At 66.5% G+C, this 18624-nt stretch carries 17 protein-coding genes and 1 pseudogene; 13 read left to right on the plus strand and 5 right to left on the minus strand.

The window, feature by feature from the left end; all coding sequences use genetic code 11:
• Positions 1 to 96: 96 nt before the first annotated feature.
• Positions 97 to 5211 (plus strand): hypothetical protein, encoded by a 5115-nt coding sequence (locus ABD249_RS01940; RefSeq protein WP_344339727.1) that lies wholly within the window; start codon positions 97 to 99, stop codon positions 5209 to 5211.
• 201 nt (positions 5212 to 5412) lie between these two features.
• Here ABD249_RS01940 and ABD249_RS01945 read toward each other — a convergent pair whose 3' ends face one another.
• On the minus strand, positions 5413 to 6756 hold the full coding sequence (locus ABD249_RS01945; protein WP_344339730.1) for an ApeA N-terminal domain 1-containing protein: 1344 nt from the start codon (positions 6754 to 6756) through the stop codon (positions 5413 to 5415).
• Positions 6757 to 6874: 118 nt separating this feature from the next.
• On the opposite strand from ABD249_RS01945, the pseudogene ABD249_RS01950 reads away from it, so the two are divergent.
• From ABD249_RS01950 to ABD249_RS01980, 7 genes and pseudogenes are all read left to right on the plus strand, one after another.
• Positions 6875 to 7276: pseudogene (locus tag ABD249_RS01950) on the plus strand (tryptophan synthase subunit beta); the annotation flags it as partial.
• A 165-nt stretch (positions 7277 to 7441) separates the two neighbouring features.
• Entirely contained in the window at positions 7442 to 7684 is a 243-nt protein-coding gene (locus ABD249_RS16130) for a tryptophan synthase subunit alpha (RefSeq protein ID WP_425546270.1), read from the plus strand.
• Between the two features lie 217 nt (positions 7685 to 7901).
• Positions 7902 to 8126, plus strand: coding sequence for a hypothetical protein (locus ABD249_RS01960; RefSeq protein WP_344339732.1), 225 nt, complete (start codon positions 7902 to 7904; stop codon positions 8124 to 8126).
• A 97-nt stretch (positions 8127 to 8223) separates the two neighbouring features.
• Positions 8224 to 10284, plus strand: coding sequence for a CHAT domain-containing protein (locus ABD249_RS01965; RefSeq protein ID WP_344339734.1), 2061 nt, complete (start codon positions 8224 to 8226; stop codon positions 10282 to 10284).
• Positions 10285 to 10498: 214 nt separating this feature from the next.
• Positions 10499 to 11770: a PIN-like domain-containing protein gene (locus ABD249_RS01970; protein WP_344339735.1), complete on the plus strand. Its 1272-nt coding sequence runs from the start codon at positions 10499 to 10501 to the stop codon at positions 11768 to 11770.
• A 66-nt stretch (positions 11771 to 11836) separates the two neighbouring features.
• Positions 11837 to 12325, plus strand: coding sequence for a hypothetical protein (locus ABD249_RS01975; RefSeq protein ID WP_344339737.1), 489 nt, complete (start codon positions 11837 to 11839; stop codon positions 12323 to 12325).
• A 117-nt stretch (positions 12326 to 12442) separates the two neighbouring features.
• On the plus strand, positions 12443 to 13030 hold the full coding sequence (locus ABD249_RS01980; RefSeq protein ID WP_344339739.1) for a hypothetical protein: 588 nt from the start codon (positions 12443 to 12445) through the stop codon (positions 13028 to 13030).
• A 306-nt stretch (positions 13031 to 13336) separates the two neighbouring features.
• Here the strand turns inward: ABD249_RS01980 and ABD249_RS01985 are convergent, their stop codons facing one another.
• On the minus strand, positions 13337 to 13534 hold the full coding sequence (locus tag ABD249_RS01985; protein WP_344339741.1) for a three-helix bundle dimerization domain-containing protein: 198 nt from the start codon (positions 13532 to 13534) through the stop codon (positions 13337 to 13339).
• 191 nt (positions 13535 to 13725) lie between these two features.
• Here ABD249_RS01985 and ABD249_RS01990 point away from each other — a divergent pair, with 191 nt between their 5' ends.
• The 3 genes from ABD249_RS01990 (at position 13726) to ABD249_RS02000 (ending at position 14812) form a co-directional block, all read left to right on the plus strand.
• Positions 13726 to 14142 (plus strand): Asp23/Gls24 family envelope stress response protein, encoded by a 417-nt coding sequence (locus tag ABD249_RS01990; protein WP_344339742.1) that lies wholly within the window; start codon positions 13726 to 13728, stop codon positions 14140 to 14142.
• Between the two features lie 94 nt (positions 14143 to 14236).
• The gene (locus ABD249_RS01995) at positions 14237 to 14509 is read left to right on the plus strand and encodes a hypothetical protein (RefSeq protein WP_344339744.1); all 273 of its coding nucleotides are present in this window, start codon (positions 14237 to 14239) and stop codon (positions 14507 to 14509) included.
• 45 nt (positions 14510 to 14554) lie between these two features.
• The gene (locus ABD249_RS02000; RefSeq protein WP_344339745.1) at positions 14555 to 14812 is read left to right on the plus strand and encodes a hypothetical protein; all 258 of its coding nucleotides are present in this window, start codon (positions 14555 to 14557) and stop codon (positions 14810 to 14812) included.
• Between the two features lie 181 nt (positions 14813 to 14993).
• Here ABD249_RS02000 and ABD249_RS02005 read toward each other — a convergent pair whose 3' ends face one another.
• Positions 14994 to 15680: an NADPH-dependent F420 reductase gene (locus ABD249_RS02005; RefSeq protein WP_344339748.1), complete on the minus strand. Its 687-nt coding sequence runs from the start codon at positions 15678 to 15680 to the stop codon at positions 14994 to 14996.
• A gap of 81 nt (positions 15681 to 15761) precedes the next feature.
• Here ABD249_RS02005 and ABD249_RS02010 point away from each other — a divergent pair, with 81 nt between their 5' ends.
• The gene (locus ABD249_RS02010; protein ID WP_344339749.1) at positions 15762 to 16151 is read left to right on the plus strand and encodes a MerR family transcriptional regulator; all 390 of its coding nucleotides are present in this window, start codon (positions 15762 to 15764) and stop codon (positions 16149 to 16151) included.
• 78 nt (positions 16152 to 16229) lie between these two features.
• Here the strand turns inward: ABD249_RS02010 and ABD249_RS02015 are convergent, their stop codons facing one another.
• Both ABD249_RS02015 and ABD249_RS02020 read right to left on the minus strand, forming a co-directional pair.
• A complete protein-coding gene (locus ABD249_RS02015; protein ID WP_344339751.1) occupies positions 16230 to 16658 on the minus strand; it encodes a PaaI family thioesterase in 429 nt (142 codons plus the stop codon).
• Between the two features lie 119 nt (positions 16659 to 16777).
• Entirely contained in the window at positions 16778 to 18166 is a 1389-nt protein-coding gene (locus ABD249_RS02020) for an MFS transporter (protein WP_344339753.1), read from the minus strand.
• An 18-nt stretch (positions 18167 to 18184) separates the two neighbouring features.
• On the opposite strand from ABD249_RS02020, the gene ABD249_RS02025 reads away from it, so the two are divergent.
• Positions 18185 to 18610 carry a winged helix-turn-helix transcriptional regulator gene (locus ABD249_RS02025; protein WP_344339755.1) on the plus strand — a complete coding sequence of 142 codons (426 nt, stop codon included), beginning with the start codon at positions 18185 to 18187 and terminating at the stop codon, positions 18608 to 18610.
• Positions 18611 to 18624 lie beyond the last annotated feature (14 nt).

The following is an 18624-nucleotide window of genomic DNA, read 5'->3' on the forward strand; positions in this document are numbered from 1 at the left end:
ATCCGAGTCGTACATGCCCGGCCGAGAACGGGGTGGTCTCACGAGCGGCCCGACCCCGCACAGACTCCTTCGCGCGCTTGCCGCGAGAATAGGCAGATGGCCGATCGCAACGCCCTGCTTGCCTCGCTCCGGTCTGCGCCCACGGGAGAATGGCCGTTGCCGCCGGTGATCTCGAAGCCGCCAGTGCTTCCCATCGGCTCGCTGACGCCCGAGAACGCAGAGCGTCTCTTCTCTCGGCTTCTCGAAACTGACGCCGTGATCGAAGAAGCAACCCTCTACGGTGTTCCTGGTCAGGCCCAGGAGGGAATCGACGTCTACGCGCGGATCTCGCCCGCCGGCGGAAACCGAGACGAGCGCTCGAAAACCTACGTGGCGCTCCAGTCGCGACGAGTCCAGGCCGTTAGCGCATCGGCGATCACTAAGGCGATCGACGACTTTCTCGGGGGATCGTGGGCGGACCGATGCGCCCGTTTCTACTACGCAACGAGCGCGAACCTTCGAGACACGAAGCTCGACGCCGCGATCCGCTCTGGTCGAGATCGACTTGCTGCGGAAGGAATCGCGTTCGTGGCGTGGGGTGTCGAGGAAGTGTCGACGCTCCTTCGAGACGAGCCGCGGATTGTCGATGATCTCTTCGGCCCGGGATGGGCGGTCGCCTTCTGTAGCAGCTCCGCGCTGCAGCAACTTGAACGACGGATGAGTGCGCCTGACGCTCGGGCTGCGAGGGAGGCGCTACGGAAGCTCTACCACGCCGCATTTCAGTCTGCGGGTGCACCGGCATTGCTTTCAGAGCGTGACTCGGTCACTGCGGGCTACGTCATGTTGGACACACATCCGGTCAGGGATGCCGAAGGCGGACGCTCTGCCCAGCTTGATGTGCGCATGGAAGACACGTCACCGGAGGACCCCCTCCCGACCCCGATCTACGAAGGCGGTCCCGTCCTCCGTCGCCGCAGCAGTCGTTCGCTGGCGCGCACACCCTCGAGTAGGTCTCAGGAACTCGAGCGCCAGCGCATCGATGAGTGGGCGGAATCTGGATCGTTGCGTCTGCTCCTTGGCGGTCCCGGGACAGGCAAGTCCTGCTTTCTCATGTTCGCCGCCATGGACCTGCTAGCGACGTCACCTCAGTCCGCTGCGCTCCAGCGAGCGCACAGCGGATGCCTTCCTCTCTGGTTGCCTTTCGCGTTCCTGTGTCGCCACCTTCAGGACTCCACGTCGAACTCGGTGGCCACTGCGCTCCGCGCATGGGTGACGCTGCATGGCGCACCTGAGGCTTGGGACGCGCTCGAGCCCGCCCTTGAGGATGAGCGCTCGGTTCTCATCGTCGACGGCATCGATGAATGGAGTGACCGCGTCACCGCAGACCAAGCTCTGGGCCTTATCGAGACTTTCATCGAACATCGACACATCAGCGCGATCGTGAGCGCCCGTCCACACTCCACGGAGAAGCTGCATTGGACTGGCTCGTGGCGAACGGCGACGCTCGCGCCGATGACGCCAGCGCAGCAAGTGACACTCGTTGGTCGCGCATTGGCCAAAGCGCGTCCCGACAGTTCGCGCGGGGCGGCTGCCCCGCAAGCTGAGACGTTCCTCGCTGAGCTTGCTCGATTTCCGGCCCTTCAGCCCCTCCTGCAGACGCCTCTCTTCCTCAACATGCTCGCGCGGACCTGGCGCGGAGAGTCGCTGCCAACTCAACGCTTCGCGCTCAACTCGGCACTATTGGCCTTGCTGCTCGATCGTCACCCCCAGATGAGGCGGCGCGCGTCCCATGCCTCCGGGTCTGACTTCTCTTCGTCCGACGTCTTTGTGGTTCTCCGCGGTGTCGCGTACAGCCTCCGAAAAAAGAACGCGTTTGCGGCCGTGCCGCGAGTCGAGATGGTGCGGGAGTTCCGAGACGAGCTGTGCCGAGAGGATGGCCTCGCCTACCCGTTGACGCAGGCGGCGCGTCTCGCCCGGGCGATGCTGGCCCAGGCGGAGGATGAGTACGGGATAGTCGTGCCTCACGGGGCAGGAGTCGTGAGCTTCCTTCACAGAGTCCTGTTGGATCAACTTGCCGGCGAGCACCTGGCAAGTGTGTCCCAAGAGCATTTCAAGGAAGTGCTGAAGGATCGAGTGCCGGACCCGTCTTGGCGAGACGTTCTCATGGCCGCTCTTGCGGCCAGAGCGGATCCGCAAGCGAATTCCGCGTTGATCGAGGACCTCGAGCGCCACGACGACATCGATCCCGACCACCTATTCGAACTCATCGCCAGCGCCATCGCCTCCGAGGTGGCGGTCACGGCGGATACTTCCAGCACGTGGGTGGGCCGAATAATCGAGCGGGTCGACAACCACCCCCTTGAAGGGCATCGTTCCGAGCTGATCGAGGCACTTGTCTCGATGACCAAGTTCGCGCACCTCCAACCTCAGCTGATGAAGACCTTCGCACGCTGGCTGCGCGCATCGGATCCCGAGCCGGTGTCCGCCCTGTGGGCGCTTCGGGAGCCAAGCGCTCATGAGACCGAGGTGCTCACCGTCCTGCTCTGGGGGCTAAGGCATCGGGACGATGATGCGAAGCTCAACGCCGCGCATGCAATCGCGGCACGCTACTCGGACGACCCACGAGTCGGCACCACCATTGAGAAGCTGGTGCAATCGGGTACTAGTGCTGTGGATCAGGCCTACGCACTACTGTGCCTAGGCACAGGGTGGCCGACATGGCCCAAACTGCCTGAGCTGCTCGCGTGGGCGCGCGAACAGTCCACACCCGAGCTGAGGGTGTGCGCCATCCACCTTCTGCAAGATGCCGAAGCGCCGTCCCGCCATCTAACGGATCAAGAGCGTGGGTGGCTGGTTGACCTGTTGCGCGATGACAATATTCGCCCCACCGATCACTGGGAACGCCTGGCCGCACCGCTGATCCAGGATGCGCTGGCGGGAAACTCGCAGTCAGCGGCGTTCGTGCTCGAGACGTTGTCGACTCGGAATGGAGGTAATCGCTCGCTTGCGTGGCTCCTTGCGTGCACCACGCACAAGGAGGACGGCCAGATACGTGCATGGGTGGTCGAGCAACTTGCTCACCCCGAGCGTCATGGACTGGCTCTGTACAACCTCGCGCTCATGCCCGACGCCTGGTACCTCGATGGGGCGTTTCTGCGAGCTGCCTCAGTGGGCGTGAAGGATGCAGCTGATCGCGCTCTGCTCGACGGCGGATTTTACGAGGTAGTGCGGCGTCTTCCAGACGATGAGGCGAAGGCGACCCTGCTCGATGCGCTCGACGCGTGGCGTCCCGCCGGAGCGGCAGCTGCGCTCCTTCGCCGCTTTCCGAACGATCGCCTGGTGCGATCCGTGATCACGGACCGTCTTAGGGGTAGCTACTCGTCCGCCGCGCCGCTTGCGCCGGTCGCCGTTGAGGCTCTAGGGGACTCTGACGGTCTGGAGCTGCTGGCAGCGTTGCTCCGCGAGCCCGAAAGTAGCCAGCACGCCGAGGAGCGTGTCGTCGTCGCGATGTCGTTGGCTCGCGCCTGGCGCGACCTTGCCGGGAGGACTGATGACCCGCGGGCTCTCGCAGTGCTGGCGAGGAATGACGCCGACGATCTGGCAACGCGCTGCGTTGCCGTCGACACCAACTTCCTCTCATGGCACGTAGATGCGATCATCGCGGCCTGGCCCGAGAATCCAGCAGTGGTGGAGTTCGCCGAACGACTTCTAGTGCAACCGCGGCGAAGTGCCAGCGGGATCGCGGATCCGACTCCAGCGGCTGTCATTCGCGCTTACGGGGCACGAACTGATGACACCGCGGCACGGATGATGAGCATCGCGCTCGGCCGGTTCGCCTATCTGCCTCCGCAGCTGCGGGAGGTCCTCGTTGGCGCGCTCACCCGGTCTGATCTGTCGCCGAAGACCCTCAGCACCACGCTGAAGCATTGGCCGATGGATCCCGACCTAGCTGTCCAAAGGACGAGCGCCGTCGGATTGATTCGCCGACTCGAGCGTTATCGACTGTCGCCCGAGGCTGACGCCGATCAAGTCACTGACGTCTCTAATTGGTTGCGCGAGCAGACACGAGAAGAGCTCTGTGCCTATGGGCCCGCGTTCCAAGACCGGCGACAAACGGCCTGGGTAAGCATGCTGATGCTTGGCGACCTTCGCCTGCATGACGGGCTCCGGGAGACGATCGGGAACCCCACACAACCCGGGACGGCGCTCTCGCACCTCTTCGGTGGGCTCGACAGAGAGCTCATCGAGCTCGTCAATAGGCATTGGGTCGACCTCTTTAACCACTTCGGAGAGGACATCTTCCACCTGCTCAACCAAGCTCGTCGTCGTGAGGCGAACGTGGATGACGCTCGTAGAACGGTGTTGGGGTACCTGAGCACATCGGGTACGGTCGCACCCGCTATCGAGTCACTCCTCCTCACAGAAGCATCGCCTGAGCTCGAGCTCGAGCTCGCGCCGAGCCGGGAGTACCTGCTCTGGAAGTATCGCCGTGGACAGCGGGATCGAGGCCTTTTCACCGCATTCCTTGATGCTGCAGGCGACGGGGACGCTCTCGATGACGAGGATGACCCGTTCTATGCGCGGCTAGTTGATTCCTCATCGTGGGAGCTCCCAATCGAGGTCATCCGTCGACTAGTCGTGGAGCACTCCAATTTCGATGTCGAACCCGCGCTCAGGGCTCTGTTCTGCGAGCTCTTTCCCGACGACGTGCAAAGTAGGGCAATGTTCGAAGATCTCGAACGCTGGTTCGGGTCGTATGGCTCCCGGGAGTCGCGGTCGTGGCGAGACACTCTCGCGATCTCGGTCAGGTGCTCGACCGCCGAGGCTCTGCCCGTGATCTATGCTCGAGCGCACCTGCAGATCGTTCGGCGAACTTACCCGCAGGACACTTTCCCGCTGCTCACGTCTCCGCTAGTTCGTCGAATCCGTGAAGATGATGCGGCGGCGACTGAGGTAAACGCAGTCCTCCGAGATCGTCGTTTTGCCGACACCGATACTCCGGTTTGGAGCACCAGCGCGACCCGTCCCAAAGCGGCTGCGCTGGAGTGCACAGCGCAAGACACATTCCTCATGGCTCTTGCTCTGCGACAAGCCGGCCGACTCGATGCCACAGTGGCCGCGCAGGTGGCGGCGAGACTGATCGACGAGGACGCGACAACTGTCGTCCACGACCCATTCACGGGTCGCGAGCGCTCCGTCCTTCTTGCTGCGCCGACATTGCTCGGCGCCTGACTGAGGGTCAACGGCTAGCGCGTCGAGGCCGCGCCTGATGAAGAGTAGGGCAACGCAAACTGCCTTGGAGCTAGGTCGCGCCGTGCCCGCGAGCAGTCCACTTCGCTGAGACTCCGAACCGAACTCGGCGCGAGCCAGTTTCATGTGTCGGTAGGTCCGTCGCGAGGCCTCGAGGAGTAGTTCCCGCGCGGACGATCTTCGCTACCCGGCGTGCAGGATCGTGCCGTCGTCAGCGACCGTCATTCCATGCGAGGTGAAGCGTCGAATGACCTCCCTCGCCTGGAAGCCCGTGAAGAAGCCGATTCGGCCGTCCGGATCAACATCCACCAGGTCCAGGAGCTGGGCACGGACGACGAACTTGGCAAGACGGGTCACGGCTCTGATCTCGGGCGAAGTCGGGTCGGTCTCGCGGTCAGGATGCTTCAGGTCGTTGTTCATTCGAGCGATCGCGCTCGCGATGCCGAGACGGCTTCCGATCGCCGGTAGGTCGAGGCCGGCCTCGTCGAGGCACTTCAGGATGTTCACGTGCTGAGGACGTCGGGCCTTGCGCTCGAACCGGTAGTGCCCGAAGCGGTCGAGAGCCATCGCGAGCATCATCAGCTGCGGCTCGACGAATCGCGTCGCCCCGTTGAACACCTCGACCGCGGGGTCGACGGCGCGGCGGAACTCATCGTCGGCGTAGCGATCGATCCACCGAACGAAGCCGCCGTCGATGAGGGGCTCGATACCGACCGACAGGTTGACGCGGTGGAGGTCGTCCGACTCCGGTTCGTCGTGATCGCGAACCGTGCTCCGTAGCTCGACGCGAGACGACGTCCCCGTGACCGCGGTCCCGCCGGCCGTCCAGGTCGGAAACTCGTCGTCCTGCAACCAATGCTCGCGCCAGCGCACCGGCGCGCCGTAGAGCAGGGTCAGCAGCGCCCGGATCGGCCAATGAGCCGAGAAGTGATCACTCACGATCGATCCGTCCGTGCGCCTCGTCTCGAGATACGGCCTCGAGTCGACGATCTCGAAGTGTTCGCCATCGCGCCCGGTCCAGCTCGCGCGGGAGACTAGTGAGTACGTGTAGCCCTGGGCTTCCCACTCGATCCGTTCCTGAGGTTCGAGCGACACCACGATGCGCCTCGTCCCTCCTGCCTCTCCGATCGTCACTGGCGCGAACCCGCAGAGCGGCCCGAGCCCGTCGAGCACGGAGGCGAACCGCTCCACCGCGTATGCAGACTGCCAGGAGCGGGGGAGTCCGAAGACGGTCACGTCAGCGCGCACCTGCACACTCACGATGCCGTGTCCTCGCATGCGCACCACGCCGGGGTCGATGAGGGTGATCGAACCTCCTCCGTCGTCGAAGATCAGCGTCGATGGGATTTGTGCACCCATGTCCTCGAACCAACGCTCGGGTCGTGCGAACTGTGGCATCCGGGAGGCGTAGGAAACGTGCAGCGTCGTGCCAGTCGCGGGATTGAACGTCACTGTCCCTGCGACGGCGGGATCGTCTTCGACACCGTCGTCCTCGACGAAACCGGTCCTGAGGTCTTGCTCGCTCATGACCTGCAGCCAAGCAGTGCCGAACGATGAACGCCGCACGCAGCGTCGGAGTGTGGCGTCCTACACGTCGAGTGGGGGACGTGCGAGAGGTGTTTGTTGGCTGCCCTGCCATGGATGAGCCTCGTCGTTCACGCTCGAACGCGTAGGCGTGCTGCAGGGCACGAAGTCGTACCTCATGCAGGACGAGGACGGCCAGACGGTCGACAGCCTCAGCATCTCGGCCGGCCTCGACTATCCCAGCGACGGGCCCGAGCATGCGCACCTCGCGTCGACGGGGCGCGTCACCTACGCGCCGACCACCGACGACGAGGCGATCGAGGCGTTCCGACTCCTCTCGCCTACGGAGGGCATCATCCCTACCCTCGAGTCCGCGCATGCACTGGCCGGCTCGATGAAGCTCGCCGCGGACATGGGCCCGGAAGCCCTCGTACTCGTGAACCTCTCGGGGCGCGGCGACAAGGATGTCGCGACGGCCGCCCGCCACTTCGGTCTGCTCGACGAAGACGCGGTGCAGCTGTGAACGCGGCGAACGGCGTCATCCCGGACGAAGCAAGCGAGTGGCCCGATGCGTCGGAGCGGAAGGGCCTCCACCGCATCTTCCTCGCGGCCCCTTCGTCGAACGCCGAGCGTCTAGAGGGAGTCGTCGCCGCGAGCAAGGCTTCTTGTACGCGGCATCGACCATGGGGTGACGGGCACGCGCTCCGACGTCGATGCCGCCGCACGCGGCGTCGTGGACCGTCTGCGAGCCGCAGGAGCTCTGCGTGCTTGCGTCGGCCTCGGAATCTCGACGCCGAGCCAGGTCAGCGAGGTGCTCGAGTACGCAGACGGCGCGATCGTCGGGTCGGCACTCGTCCGTGCTCTGCTCGAAGAGGGAATGGGCGGCGTCGAACGGCGCGTGCGTGAGATCTGCGCGGGCGTGGACCGTTGACTGCATTCTCCGTTGGCCTGGCGAGCAGCGACGGAGAGGGCTCCGAGCCCGCAAAGACGGGGCACGGGGACGGGTGGTCGGGCCGTCCGTGCTGCCAGGTGCTACGAGCGTGGGTGCATGCACTGCGGACGTTCATAGCCCAGGGAGCGATCTGATCGAAGCGAACTCATGCACATCGCCGACGCTCAGACGATCGCAGGTGTCGCCGCGGAAAAGGGTGCATGAAGTGCTGCGCGGCATGACGCGGCCGAAGAGCGCGGAGTTCATTGCCAGCCAGGTGGGCGTCGGAATCGGCGTGGCGTTGCGCCGCATCCTGAGCACGCTCACCCTCGCCCAGCAGGTGATGCGTTGGGTCGTCGATCCGTACTTCCTCGGCTCCGAACACCTCCATGCCGACGAGGCTGATGCTCGAGACGACTGTGGACTGGCGTCATCCTGCTAGCCATCCAGATGGCGCGCTCGTCGGCCATGAGGGCGTCGACGCTCTGTCGTGACCGGACTCAAGGTTGAGTCCAAGTCGACGGCGTCATCCTGAACGAATGAAGCCAGAGCGCGAAGTCTCGTTTCCTGCGCCGTTGTATGTCGTGGCGGTGCCGCTAGGGCCAGAGCCGGCCCAGGCATACACACCGATAGTTGCCCAGCCGCAGGGCGGCACATTCGACGAGGATGTGACCCCCGCGCTCATCGGCGTCGCCTACGCGCTGCACCTGCCCAAGAATCGCTTCGAAACACTCGACCTCCCGCTTCAAGGCGTCCAGGATCAGGCTCGGAGTGACCACCGGTCACATTCGATCGCGTTGATTCCCGACTCGCTCCTTGCGGACCTCGATCTCATAGAACAGTTGGTCGCAAGGTTCGACCCTGTCGTTATCTTGGCCGCGGAAGCACAACTGGAGGCAGCTCGGTCCGTCGCCGCGCACGTTGGCTTTCGACTAGCGCCGGCCAGCTTCGACTCTTTGGACCAAGAGAGTCTTGACGAGCATTGGGCCGAGTTGGCTTCACAGTGGAGCGGCGATTGGCCAGCAGGCGTCACTGTCGACTCGACCGCGATTCAGTGGACGTGGCCTCTTGCTGAAGACGGCTCAGTGCTCTCTCTTCGCCGGCTCGCCCGACTGATGGGATTTCCGCGGGGCACGATCGATGACGCTGAGTCTCCGTTCCAGTCGGCTGCCGGCGTGCGTCATCTTCGAGTTCGACTGGACGCTCTCGTCGAACTCGAAGGGGAGGGTGCGACTCCTCTTGCCGCGGAGCAGAAGCTTCCGCAGGTGATCCAAGAACAAATGAACGCCACGCGAACGCGGCTCACGGTCAGCATGTCGGGTACGTCCGGAACGTACGAACGGCTGGCGACGATCTCGGAGGGAAGCGCGCGCGGCACCTTCAACGACGACTACCCCGACGTACGCAGCCTCCTTGTCTCGCACGCATCCGCGGGTGACCACTCGATGGGCTTGGTGCTCGAAGGCGTGCTCGACCGAGCAATGTTCCAAGCGATCGCGGACCTCGAACGCCATTGGGCTGAGGGCCCGAAGCCGGCCGCAGTCAAGCGGCTGATCGATCGCATCGACAAGGCGGCGGCGAAGATCTGGACCGGCGAGTTCGTAGCCGCTATCAAGAATGCGTCCCACATCGACGCATTCACGAACTTCCCGCTTGGGCTCCTCACTCTGCCCGGCGACTCGTCACCCCTCTCAAACCGGTTGCCCATCAGCTACCGGAGCATCAATCCCTTGACGCGTGCACTACAGCTCGAGTTGAGCCCCCCGAGCCTCCATCGCATTCAACCCGGGTTCCGGATCCTCGTCGTGGAGTGCATTCCCCGCTCGGATCGAATCGGGATCGCCTCAAGGGCCGCGTGGGCAGCTATCGCGACCGAGATGGCCGCTGCGGGAGTCCGCTTCGATATCCGCGAAGTAGCCTCGCCGGATGCGTTCAGAAAGACGGTGGCGCAGGAGTCTCCCGACATCCTGATCATCAGCGCGCATGGCTTCCACGACTCAAAGTCCAACGTCGCAGGAATCGTCATCGGCGAGTCAGCGCGAAGCCTGGGGCTCGATCTGGGCCCGATGCCGCCGATGGTCATCCTCAGCGCATGTCACACTTCGCCGCGAGGCGGCGGTGTCGTCAGCATCGGCGACTTGCTATTGCGCGCCGGAGCGGAGGCCGTCCTGAGCACCCTCGTCCCTGTGAATGTCGAGCACAACGCGCAGACGGTTGGGCGATTCCTCCGGTACCTGGCCATCGCCGCCGACGAGCCGGCGAATGCTCCGAGCGCATCAATCCTCGACATTTGGCACCAGGTGCAGGGGCTCAACGTCATCAACGACATGACAACCGGCGCTTCGCAGTTGAGAAAGTGGATACTCGACAAGACCGCTGGCGACAGCGCACTCGAGGAGTTCATGCGTGGACCGCACGGGATGCGTCGAGCTCATCTCTTTGCAGACGCCGAAGCACGCCTGGTCCAGATTGCCGAGCGGCGAGGAGATGGGGAACGCGTCCGGGGCTGGCTCCGAGCCCCCGGGTACCTTCCCGAAAGCCTGATGTATCTGTTCCTCGGACGCCCGTCGAGCATTCGCGTGGGCGTTGTCACACCGTGACGGTGACCCATCGGCTGCGGCTCGTCGCTCGAGCGGATCCTCAGAGCCCGGACGCCTGCGGGCGTAGCTCGGCAGCCAATGTCGCGTCCAACGGGAGCCCGAGTCCTGCGTCAGCAGCGGCTCGCGCGCATTCAGCATCCGCGCGTCGTTCTCCGTCAGGATCGGAGGCGCGGCCAACGGCCGCGACGTCACGAACCGATTCAGGGAGGCCGCGATGCGATCCATGTTCCCGGAGCACTTCCCTGTCAGCGAGGACGATCGCCTTCGGACGTGGAAGAGCGGCCGAATCGTCTTCGATACGAACGTGCTCCTGAATCTCCTCCGCTACAGCAAGGCGAATCGCGATGACTTCCTCGAGGTGATGAGCCAGCTCGAGGACAGGTTGTGGCTCCCGCACCAGGTCGCCCTGGAGTATCTCCGGAACTGGCGCGAGGTCTCGTCCGAGCAGAAGCGCGAGCTCCAGCGGCTCATCGCCGAGATCGAAGGCATGAAGCCGCCGCGCGGCCTGGAGTCGATGCGTGCGACGTCGACATTGGACGCACAGCGAATCTCGAAGGAGTGGGAGGCGGCGAAGGCGGGCCTGCGCACGCTCGTCGAGCGTGAAGGCCTGGCTGTCGAGACGCAGCGCCATGACGACGGCGAGCCCGAGGAGACGCATTCGAAGATCACGGAGCTCTACGAAGGGAAGGTTGGAGAGGCGTTCGGAGACGACCGCATCCCGACGTTGACGGCCGAGGCCCTCAAGCGCATCAAGGCGAAGACGCCGCCAGGATTCGAGGATCGCGGTAAAGACGACGGTGGAGTAGGCGACGTGTTCGTCTGGCTGCAACTGCTCGAGTTCGCCGATCGGGAGAGTGCGCCGATCATTTTCGTCACCGACGACACGAAGAGCGATTGGTGGCACAAGCATCGTGGCGAGCGGCTCGGACCGCGCACGGAGTTGATCGCGGAGTTCACCGCGCGAGTCGGTCAGCCCGTCCTCTTCTATTCGTCGCGGCGTTTCCTCGAGGTCGCGAAAGAGACCGCGGTCGCTACTCCGTCGACCGAGGTCATCGAAGAGGCAGGCTCCGTGGCGAAGATGTGGTCGACACTCGTCGACCGATCGACCCTCATGAGCGCTACAGAAATGGGACGTCGGTTCGTCGAGGGCGACATGACACGGCGTCCCGACCCCACCTCGCTCCTGCGACGGCAACTCTTGCGACGTGATCACGGCGTCCACCACCTCGGCTACTACAGCCGAGAGCAGCTGACCCTCGACATCGCACTTGTGGAAGCTGCCATAGCGAACCTCGAGTTCGAGGCGAGAGTCACCGGCGACGGCTCGCGAGCCGACGAGCTTGAGGACCTCCACCGGCGGAGCGAGAGCCTTCACGAGCTCCGCAGCGAGATGCATCTGGACGAAGAGCCTCGGGACTCGTGGGACGAGCCGACCGCGATCGACCGAGATGATCCGGACGAGGAGGGCGCTGCCGGCGAGACCTGACGCCGCGGCAAGAGCGATCCCGCGTCGGGGAACGCTTCGTTCGACGATGCGCCGTAGCCTCGCTGCGTGGAACTGATCCTGTCCCTGCTCGCGAGTTCCGCCGCGGTCGCAGGGGTCGTCGTGGCTATCGTCGCTCATCAGCGAGCGGAAGAGGCTGCTGGTAGGGCGGCGTCGGCCGAGGAGCGCGCCGTAACGGCGGCCGAGCGTGCGGCGGCGTCCGGTGCAATGATCGCGGCTATCGAGCGAAGCATCTTCGATGGGCCGCCATGGTCCGTTGCCTGGAGCGGTGGAGACACGTTCCTTGTGACCAACAACAGTCCGCTGCCTGCGCTGGCGGTCGAAGTGCGCTCCATCCCTGATTCGTTGGAACTGCACCTCGACGCTTCCCAGCGGCAGCCGTTCGACCTTGGCCCGAAGAGTGCCTTCGCGTTCATGTTCGCCCCCACGTACGACGACCCTTTCCGCAGAGACATCGTCGTCCGTTGGAGACGTGAGGAAGCAGGGCCAGTGATGGAGTGGACGCATCCGTTGCCTCCTCGACCTCGAGGTTCGTAGCTCGTGGCGTCAGCACCGACGCTAACTGGACGATGGACTTGGAATCGAAGGAGTTCAGCTGCCGATAGAGCTCGAGCAGCTCGCAGTTGTACTCTCGCCCAAGACGATTGGAGGGTCGTGGACGTCAACGAGAAGTTGGCCGAGCTCGGTGTGAGTCTGGGTGCCTCACTCGCGAGGAACACTGCCCTGAACATTCAGGAGCGAGTGAGAGCGCAACGCGCGAGGGGTGACGACAAGGCCACCATCGAGGAGCTTTCGCAGATCATCGGCGAGCTCATCGAGGACAAGTCGGACATCACGAGGATCGCGCAGGCCTACCAGGCGGAGCTCGTCTCACAGCGGATGACACCTGGCGACATCGCCTACATCACGTCCAACGTCCTTCCGGTGGTGCAAGAGTTGGCGGTTGCCTCGGGGAAGGAGGCTGAGCTTGAGCAGATCCTTCCTGCCCTGCAGTCGCTGCTGTCGATCGAGGTCGTGAACGTGCTTCAACTCCTCGGTTTCGACTTCCGCCGAGCCATCGGCGAGCCACTGACTCATTTGGTGGCAATGTCGATCGAGGCGCGAACTCCTGAGGACCCCGCCTCGCGTGTCAAGACCGCGCGTCTTCAAGCACAACGGGAGCTGGCCTTGATGGATCTCGCACGCCACCCGAAGGCGCTGGCTCGCTTCGCTCGCTTAGTCGGGCGGGAAGACCTTCTCTAGCGCGTCAATTGGCCTTCGGAAGGCCAGTAGGCGTGGCAACAGAATGGCAACAGTTCGACGGTACGCGCCCTAATGGAGCAAGTTCGCTGTGATCAGGGATCCGCCAAGAATCAGGCATCTGACGCCGCTTCGTTGTAATTGCGCATTACGAGGCAGGTTTCAAATCCCTCCGTCTCCGCACTGCGAGAAGCCCCGACCGGATCACCGGTGGGGGCTTCTTCGCATCTCGGGATGCGTCGCTCGCCCGCGCCTGTCCACGCTCGCCGCGGAGATCGCTGCTGCGGTGCGTCGAGCCGAGCCTGCGGGCTACCTCTTCTTCAGGCGCTTCTTCGCTGCGCGCTCCGTGAGGATCGTGAGGTAGTCCTGCACCGGCAGCTGCCAGAGCGCGTCGAGCTCCTCTCGGGCGACGCGCGCGACCTCCTCCTCGGACGCGTCCGGGAATCGCTCCTGCAGTCGCACGATCACCTGTCGCATGACCTCGTCGTGGTCAACGTCCTTCGCCATGGCCGGAGCGTGGCACACGAAGGTGAACACCGTGGTCGAAGGGCCCGTCGTCGTACCCCTCGACCGGCATGACCGTCGGGCTCCTCGCCGCGGGCTCATGCCAGATCGACGCGAGAACCTGCGTGACGATTCGCCTGGTCGTGACGTCTCACCCTCGAAGACCTCGAACGTCACGACCGGAAGGAGCCATCATGACCATCGACACCACCCCCGCCTCCGCATCGAACGGTGCCGTGACCGGCACGACGACCATTGTCGACCCGGTCGTGGCGAAGATCGCCGGCATCGCAGCGCGCGAGGTGCGCGGCGTGCACGACCTCGGTGGCGGCGCCGCCCGCCTCGTGGGCAACGTCCGCGACGCGATCGGCCAGCGCGACCAGGGCCAGGGCATCAAGGTCGAGGTCGGCGAGAAGCAGGTCGCGGCCGACGTCACGATCGTCGTCGAGTACCCCGAGCAGTTGCAGGTCGTCGCGGAGGACGTGCGTCGCGCCGTCGCCCGCAGCATCACCGAGCTCGTCGGCATGGAGGTCGCCGAGATCGACGTGACCGTCACCGACGTGTTCATCCCGGGTGACGAGGACGACGCCGAGCAGTCGCGAGTCGCATGAGCGGCTCCACCGAGCGCATCGGCATCCCCTGCACCACCGACCCCATCGGCCGCGTCGGCTGACGCCGAGCGACCACCAACGACAGGAGCGAACCATGCGCACCAAGATCCTCATCGTCGCCGGCATCGCCGCGGCGGGCTACGTGCTCGGCACCCGGGCGAACCGCCCGGTCGCACGCGAGTCCGTGCGTCACCAGCTCGTGCGGCTCTGGAACGACCCGAAGGCCCGCAAGCGTCGTGAGCAGCAGGCGAAGCAGCTGCAGAAGGACGCCGGGAAGACGGCGAAGCGCCTGCGCAAGGACGCCGGGAAGAAGGCCGAGCACCTCGCGAAGGCCGCTCGCAAGCGCGCCAAGGACCTCGGGCGCTGAGCGCCCGACCATGCACGACACCGCATCCCCTGAGAGGACCGCACCATGACCGATGACACCACCACCGCCCGCAGGACGGCAGAGGACGCGCTCGAGCGCGGACGAGAGGTCGTGGAGAGCGGCACCCGAGAGGCCCGCGCGGCCATCGAGGAGGTGCGCGACTCGCCGTCGTTCGGCGACGCAGCCCGCTCCATGGGCCGGCGCATCCGCACGCTCCGCGACGAGCAGCCGCTCGCCTTCGGCATCGGCGTCGCCGTGACGGCGCTCGTCCTCGCCGGTCTGGCCGCACGCGCCCAGCGCTGACCGCACGCGCACGGCCGGCCGCCGCCCTGGACACCACGTGTCCGGCGGCGGTTCGTCGTGTGCCCGCCCGCCATCCACCCGGCGCGCGAACCGGCTGCCAGCACCGTGCGCCCACCCCCTGTGTCGGAACGTACCCTGGGGCCCGACGGGCCTCGGCTCGCGGCTGTCGGAGCGTCCGCGCTCAGAGGTCTCGGTACCGCTTCGCCTCGGCGAGGCGTGCCTCGAGCTCCTCTCGGCCGACGGGACGGCCGACGGTCGGGTCCTGCGGGTCGCCGAAGTACGGCGCGGTGTAGGCGGGCAGGTCGCGCTGGAACCGCCATCCCTCGGACAGCGGGCCGACGTCGAGCGCGTCGTAGCCGATCGCATCGAGGAAGGCGACGACCGCGGCCTTCGCGTCGGCGTCGTCGCCGGCGATCGGCAGCATGGAGCGCTGCGCGTCGCCGCTCGGCCGTGCGAGCGCCGTGAGATGCGGGAAGTAGATGCTGTTGAACGCCTTCACGACGTGCGACTGCGGCAGGTGCGCCTGCAGCAGCTCGGCGGTCGTCGTCGACTCGTCGTCGAGCTCGGCGATGCGGCCATCGCGGTCGGGGTAGTAGTTGTTCGTGTCGATGACGGTCCTGCCCTGCAGCTGCTCGACCGGGACGTCCGGGTACGCGTGCAGCGGGACCGTCACGACGACGAGGTCGCCGGCGGCGGCCGCCTCGGGAGGCGTGGCGGCTCGAGCCTGCGGGCCGAGGTCCGCGACGAGGTCGGCGAGGGTCTCGGGGCCCCTGCTGTTGCTCATCACCACGTCGTAGCCGGCCGCGATCGCGAGCCGCGCGACGCCGCTGCCGATGTTGCCGCTGCCGATGAAGCCGATGGTGGTCATGGTCGTTCCCCTCATGTGCGCTGAATCGTCCATTGCTAGTCTCAACGTTGCCATCAGTGTGAATGTCAAGTCGGAGGCACCATGCGCATCGGAGAGCTCGCAGCCCGGACCGGCGTGCCGCCTCGGATGCTCCGGTACTACGAGGAGCAGGGGCTCTTCACCCCGAACCGCCTGGCGAACGGCTACCGGGACTACGACGAGTACCTCGTCGACCGGGTGCGGAAGATCCGCGGCCTGATCGACGCAGGGATCCCGACGCGGATCGTGGCCGACATCCTCCCGTGCCTGCACCGGTCGCGCACGATCGTCGTCCAGGACGCGGAGCCCGGCCTGCGCGAGCTGCTCGCCGTCGAGCGCGACCGGATGACGGAGAAGATCGCCTTCCTCACCCAGAACCGCGATGCCATCACGGCCTACATCGATGCCATCGACGCGTCGCACGACCATACGAGAGACCGCCTCGCGAGCTGATCGCCGACGAGCGAGCGAGCACGACGCTCGCGGACGCTCGCCGACGTTCGTCGACGTGCTCTCGTCAGGCCGCTCGCGTCACGTCGCGATCGGGAACACCAGCAGGGTGCTGGTGGCCGTCGCCACCACCCGCCCGTCCGAGTCGGTGACGACCGCCTCGGCGAACGCCACCCTCGAGCCGGGCTTCGTGACGGTGCCGACGGCGGTGAGCGGCCCGGTCGTGCCGCGGACGGCGCGCAGGTAGCTCACCTTGATCTCGAGCGACGTGTAGCCGACCCCGGCCGGCAGCGTGGTGTGCACCGCGCATCCAGCGGCGGAGTCGAGCACGGTGCAGACGTACCCGCCGTGCACGGCGCCGATCGGGTTGTAGTGCGACTCGTCGGGCTGGCACGTGAACGTCGCGGTGCCCGGCGACACGGAGACGAGGTCGAGATCCATGAGCGAGATCATCGGCGGCGGAGGGATCTCGCCATCGATCATCGCCTGCAGGTAGTCGATCCCAGCCATCGTCGGCGCCTTCGCGGCGCCGATCGTCGGATCGTGCCATCGCACGGTCCGGGTGCGGGTGGGAGGGTTCGCGTCCATGTCCATCGCTCCTGCGTCCTCGCTGTCGTGCACGTGTGGGGTCATCGGCTCGGCACCGCCGTGCGCGTGCCGATCCATCCGAGGATCAGCACGAGCGCGCCGCCGCCGGCGGTGAGGCTCGCGGAGACCGCGGATGCGACGGCCCAGCCCTCGCCGACATCGTCGCCGACGTGCGTCGCGATGGTGACGAAGAGCGTGATGCCGATGGCTGCGCCCAGGTAGCGGGCCGTGCTGCTCGCGCCGCTGCCGGTCGCGGCACGGTCGGCCGGCACGCTGGCCACGGCCTCCCGCCCCAGCAGGCCGTTGAGCGCACCGGTCGCGAGCCCGGCGATCGCGAACGGGAGGGTGAGCCGCCAGAGGCTCGAGCCTCCGTCGACACCGATCGCGAGGGCCTGGGCGGCGGCGACCCCGACGAGCAGGACGCCGATCGGCATGGACCCGCCGAGCGACCAGGGCAGTCGCCCGAGCACGAGCGCGGCGACGATGCTGACCCCGGTCCATGCGAGCACGGGCACGGCGGCTCCGCGCAGGTCGGCACCGAGCGCCGCCTGGGCCATGACGGGGGCGAACGAGGCCATGCCGGTGATGCCGATGCCGACGGCGAAGGATCCGACGGTCGCGGCGAGGAAGCGCGGCGAGCGCATGAGCTCCGGCCCGACCAGCGGCGAGCCCGAGCGGCGCTCGACGAGCACGAGGCCGACGAGCGCGGCGAGCGAGATGGCGCCGAGCGCGACGGCCGTGGCGTCGACGCGCTCGCGAGCCTGGGTCATCGTCGCGACGATGCCGGCCATCGCGACGACGAGGAGGGCGACGCCCGGCAGGCCGATGCGGGCTCCGCTGCGTGCCGAGCGCGGGTCGGGGAACGAGCGCATGCTCGGGACGACGAGGGCGAGCGCGAGGACGCCGGTGACCACGTGGGAGATCCGCCAGCCCCCGTCGACGTCTACGAACGCGGTGAGCAGCGCGCCCGCGGCGATGCCGATGCTCACGGACGCTCCCCACCACGCCATCGCTCGCGTGCGCGCGGCACCCGGGTACGCCTGCGCGAGGATCGCGAGCCCGCAGGCCAGCACGGCGGCGCCGCCGACGCCCTGGACGATGCGACCGACGACGAGCACGATGCCCTCCTGCGCCGCGGCGCACGCCGCCGCGCCCGCGCCGAGCGTCACGAGGCCCGCGGCGTAGACGCGACGCGTGCCGTGCGCATCGCCCAGCGCACCGGCCGCGAGCAGCGCCGCCGCGAGCCCGATGCTCATCGCGCTGAGGATCCACGCCTGCGCACCGGCGTCGGCGTCGAGGTCCTGCGAGGTGGCGAGGATCGTCGCGAGGGGCACGACGTAGATCGCGAGCGTCGTCACCGTGCCGAGCGACACCCACAGCAGCGCGGACTGCCGCACGCCGGTCGCAGGTGGTTTGACAATCGAACTCATGCGAGGCACCGTAGCAGCATGGATGCCGGACGGGGAGACGAGATGCCCGACGCGACGACGATCGTGCTCGCGGATCTGCCGGGGCGACCGTGTCCCGTGGCAGCGTCGCTCGAGCTCGTCGGCGAGCGCTGGGCGCTGCTCGTCGTGCGCGAGCTCTGGCTGGGAGCGCACCGGTTCACGCAGATCGTCCGAGGCACGGGAGCGCCCCGAGACCGCATCGCCGCGCGCCTGCGAGCCCTCGAGGCCGCCGGCGTCGTCGAGCGGCGGCCTGTCGGTGCGGCCGGTCGTCACGAGTACCACCTGACGGCCGCGGGCATGGACCTCGCGCCCGTGCTCGAGGCGCTGCTCGCCTGGGGGAGGGCGCACGCCGTGCGCGCGGACGACCCCGATCTCGCCGCGAGCGAGCGCCTGCATGCCGCGCTCGTCGGCGCTGCGCGGGACTGAGCCCGACCGGGAGC

This window comes from Agrococcus versicolor (genome assembly GCF_039531815.1).
GTDB classification, from domain to species: Bacteria; Actinomycetota; Actinomycetes; order Actinomycetales; family Microbacteriaceae; genus Agrococcus; species Agrococcus versicolor.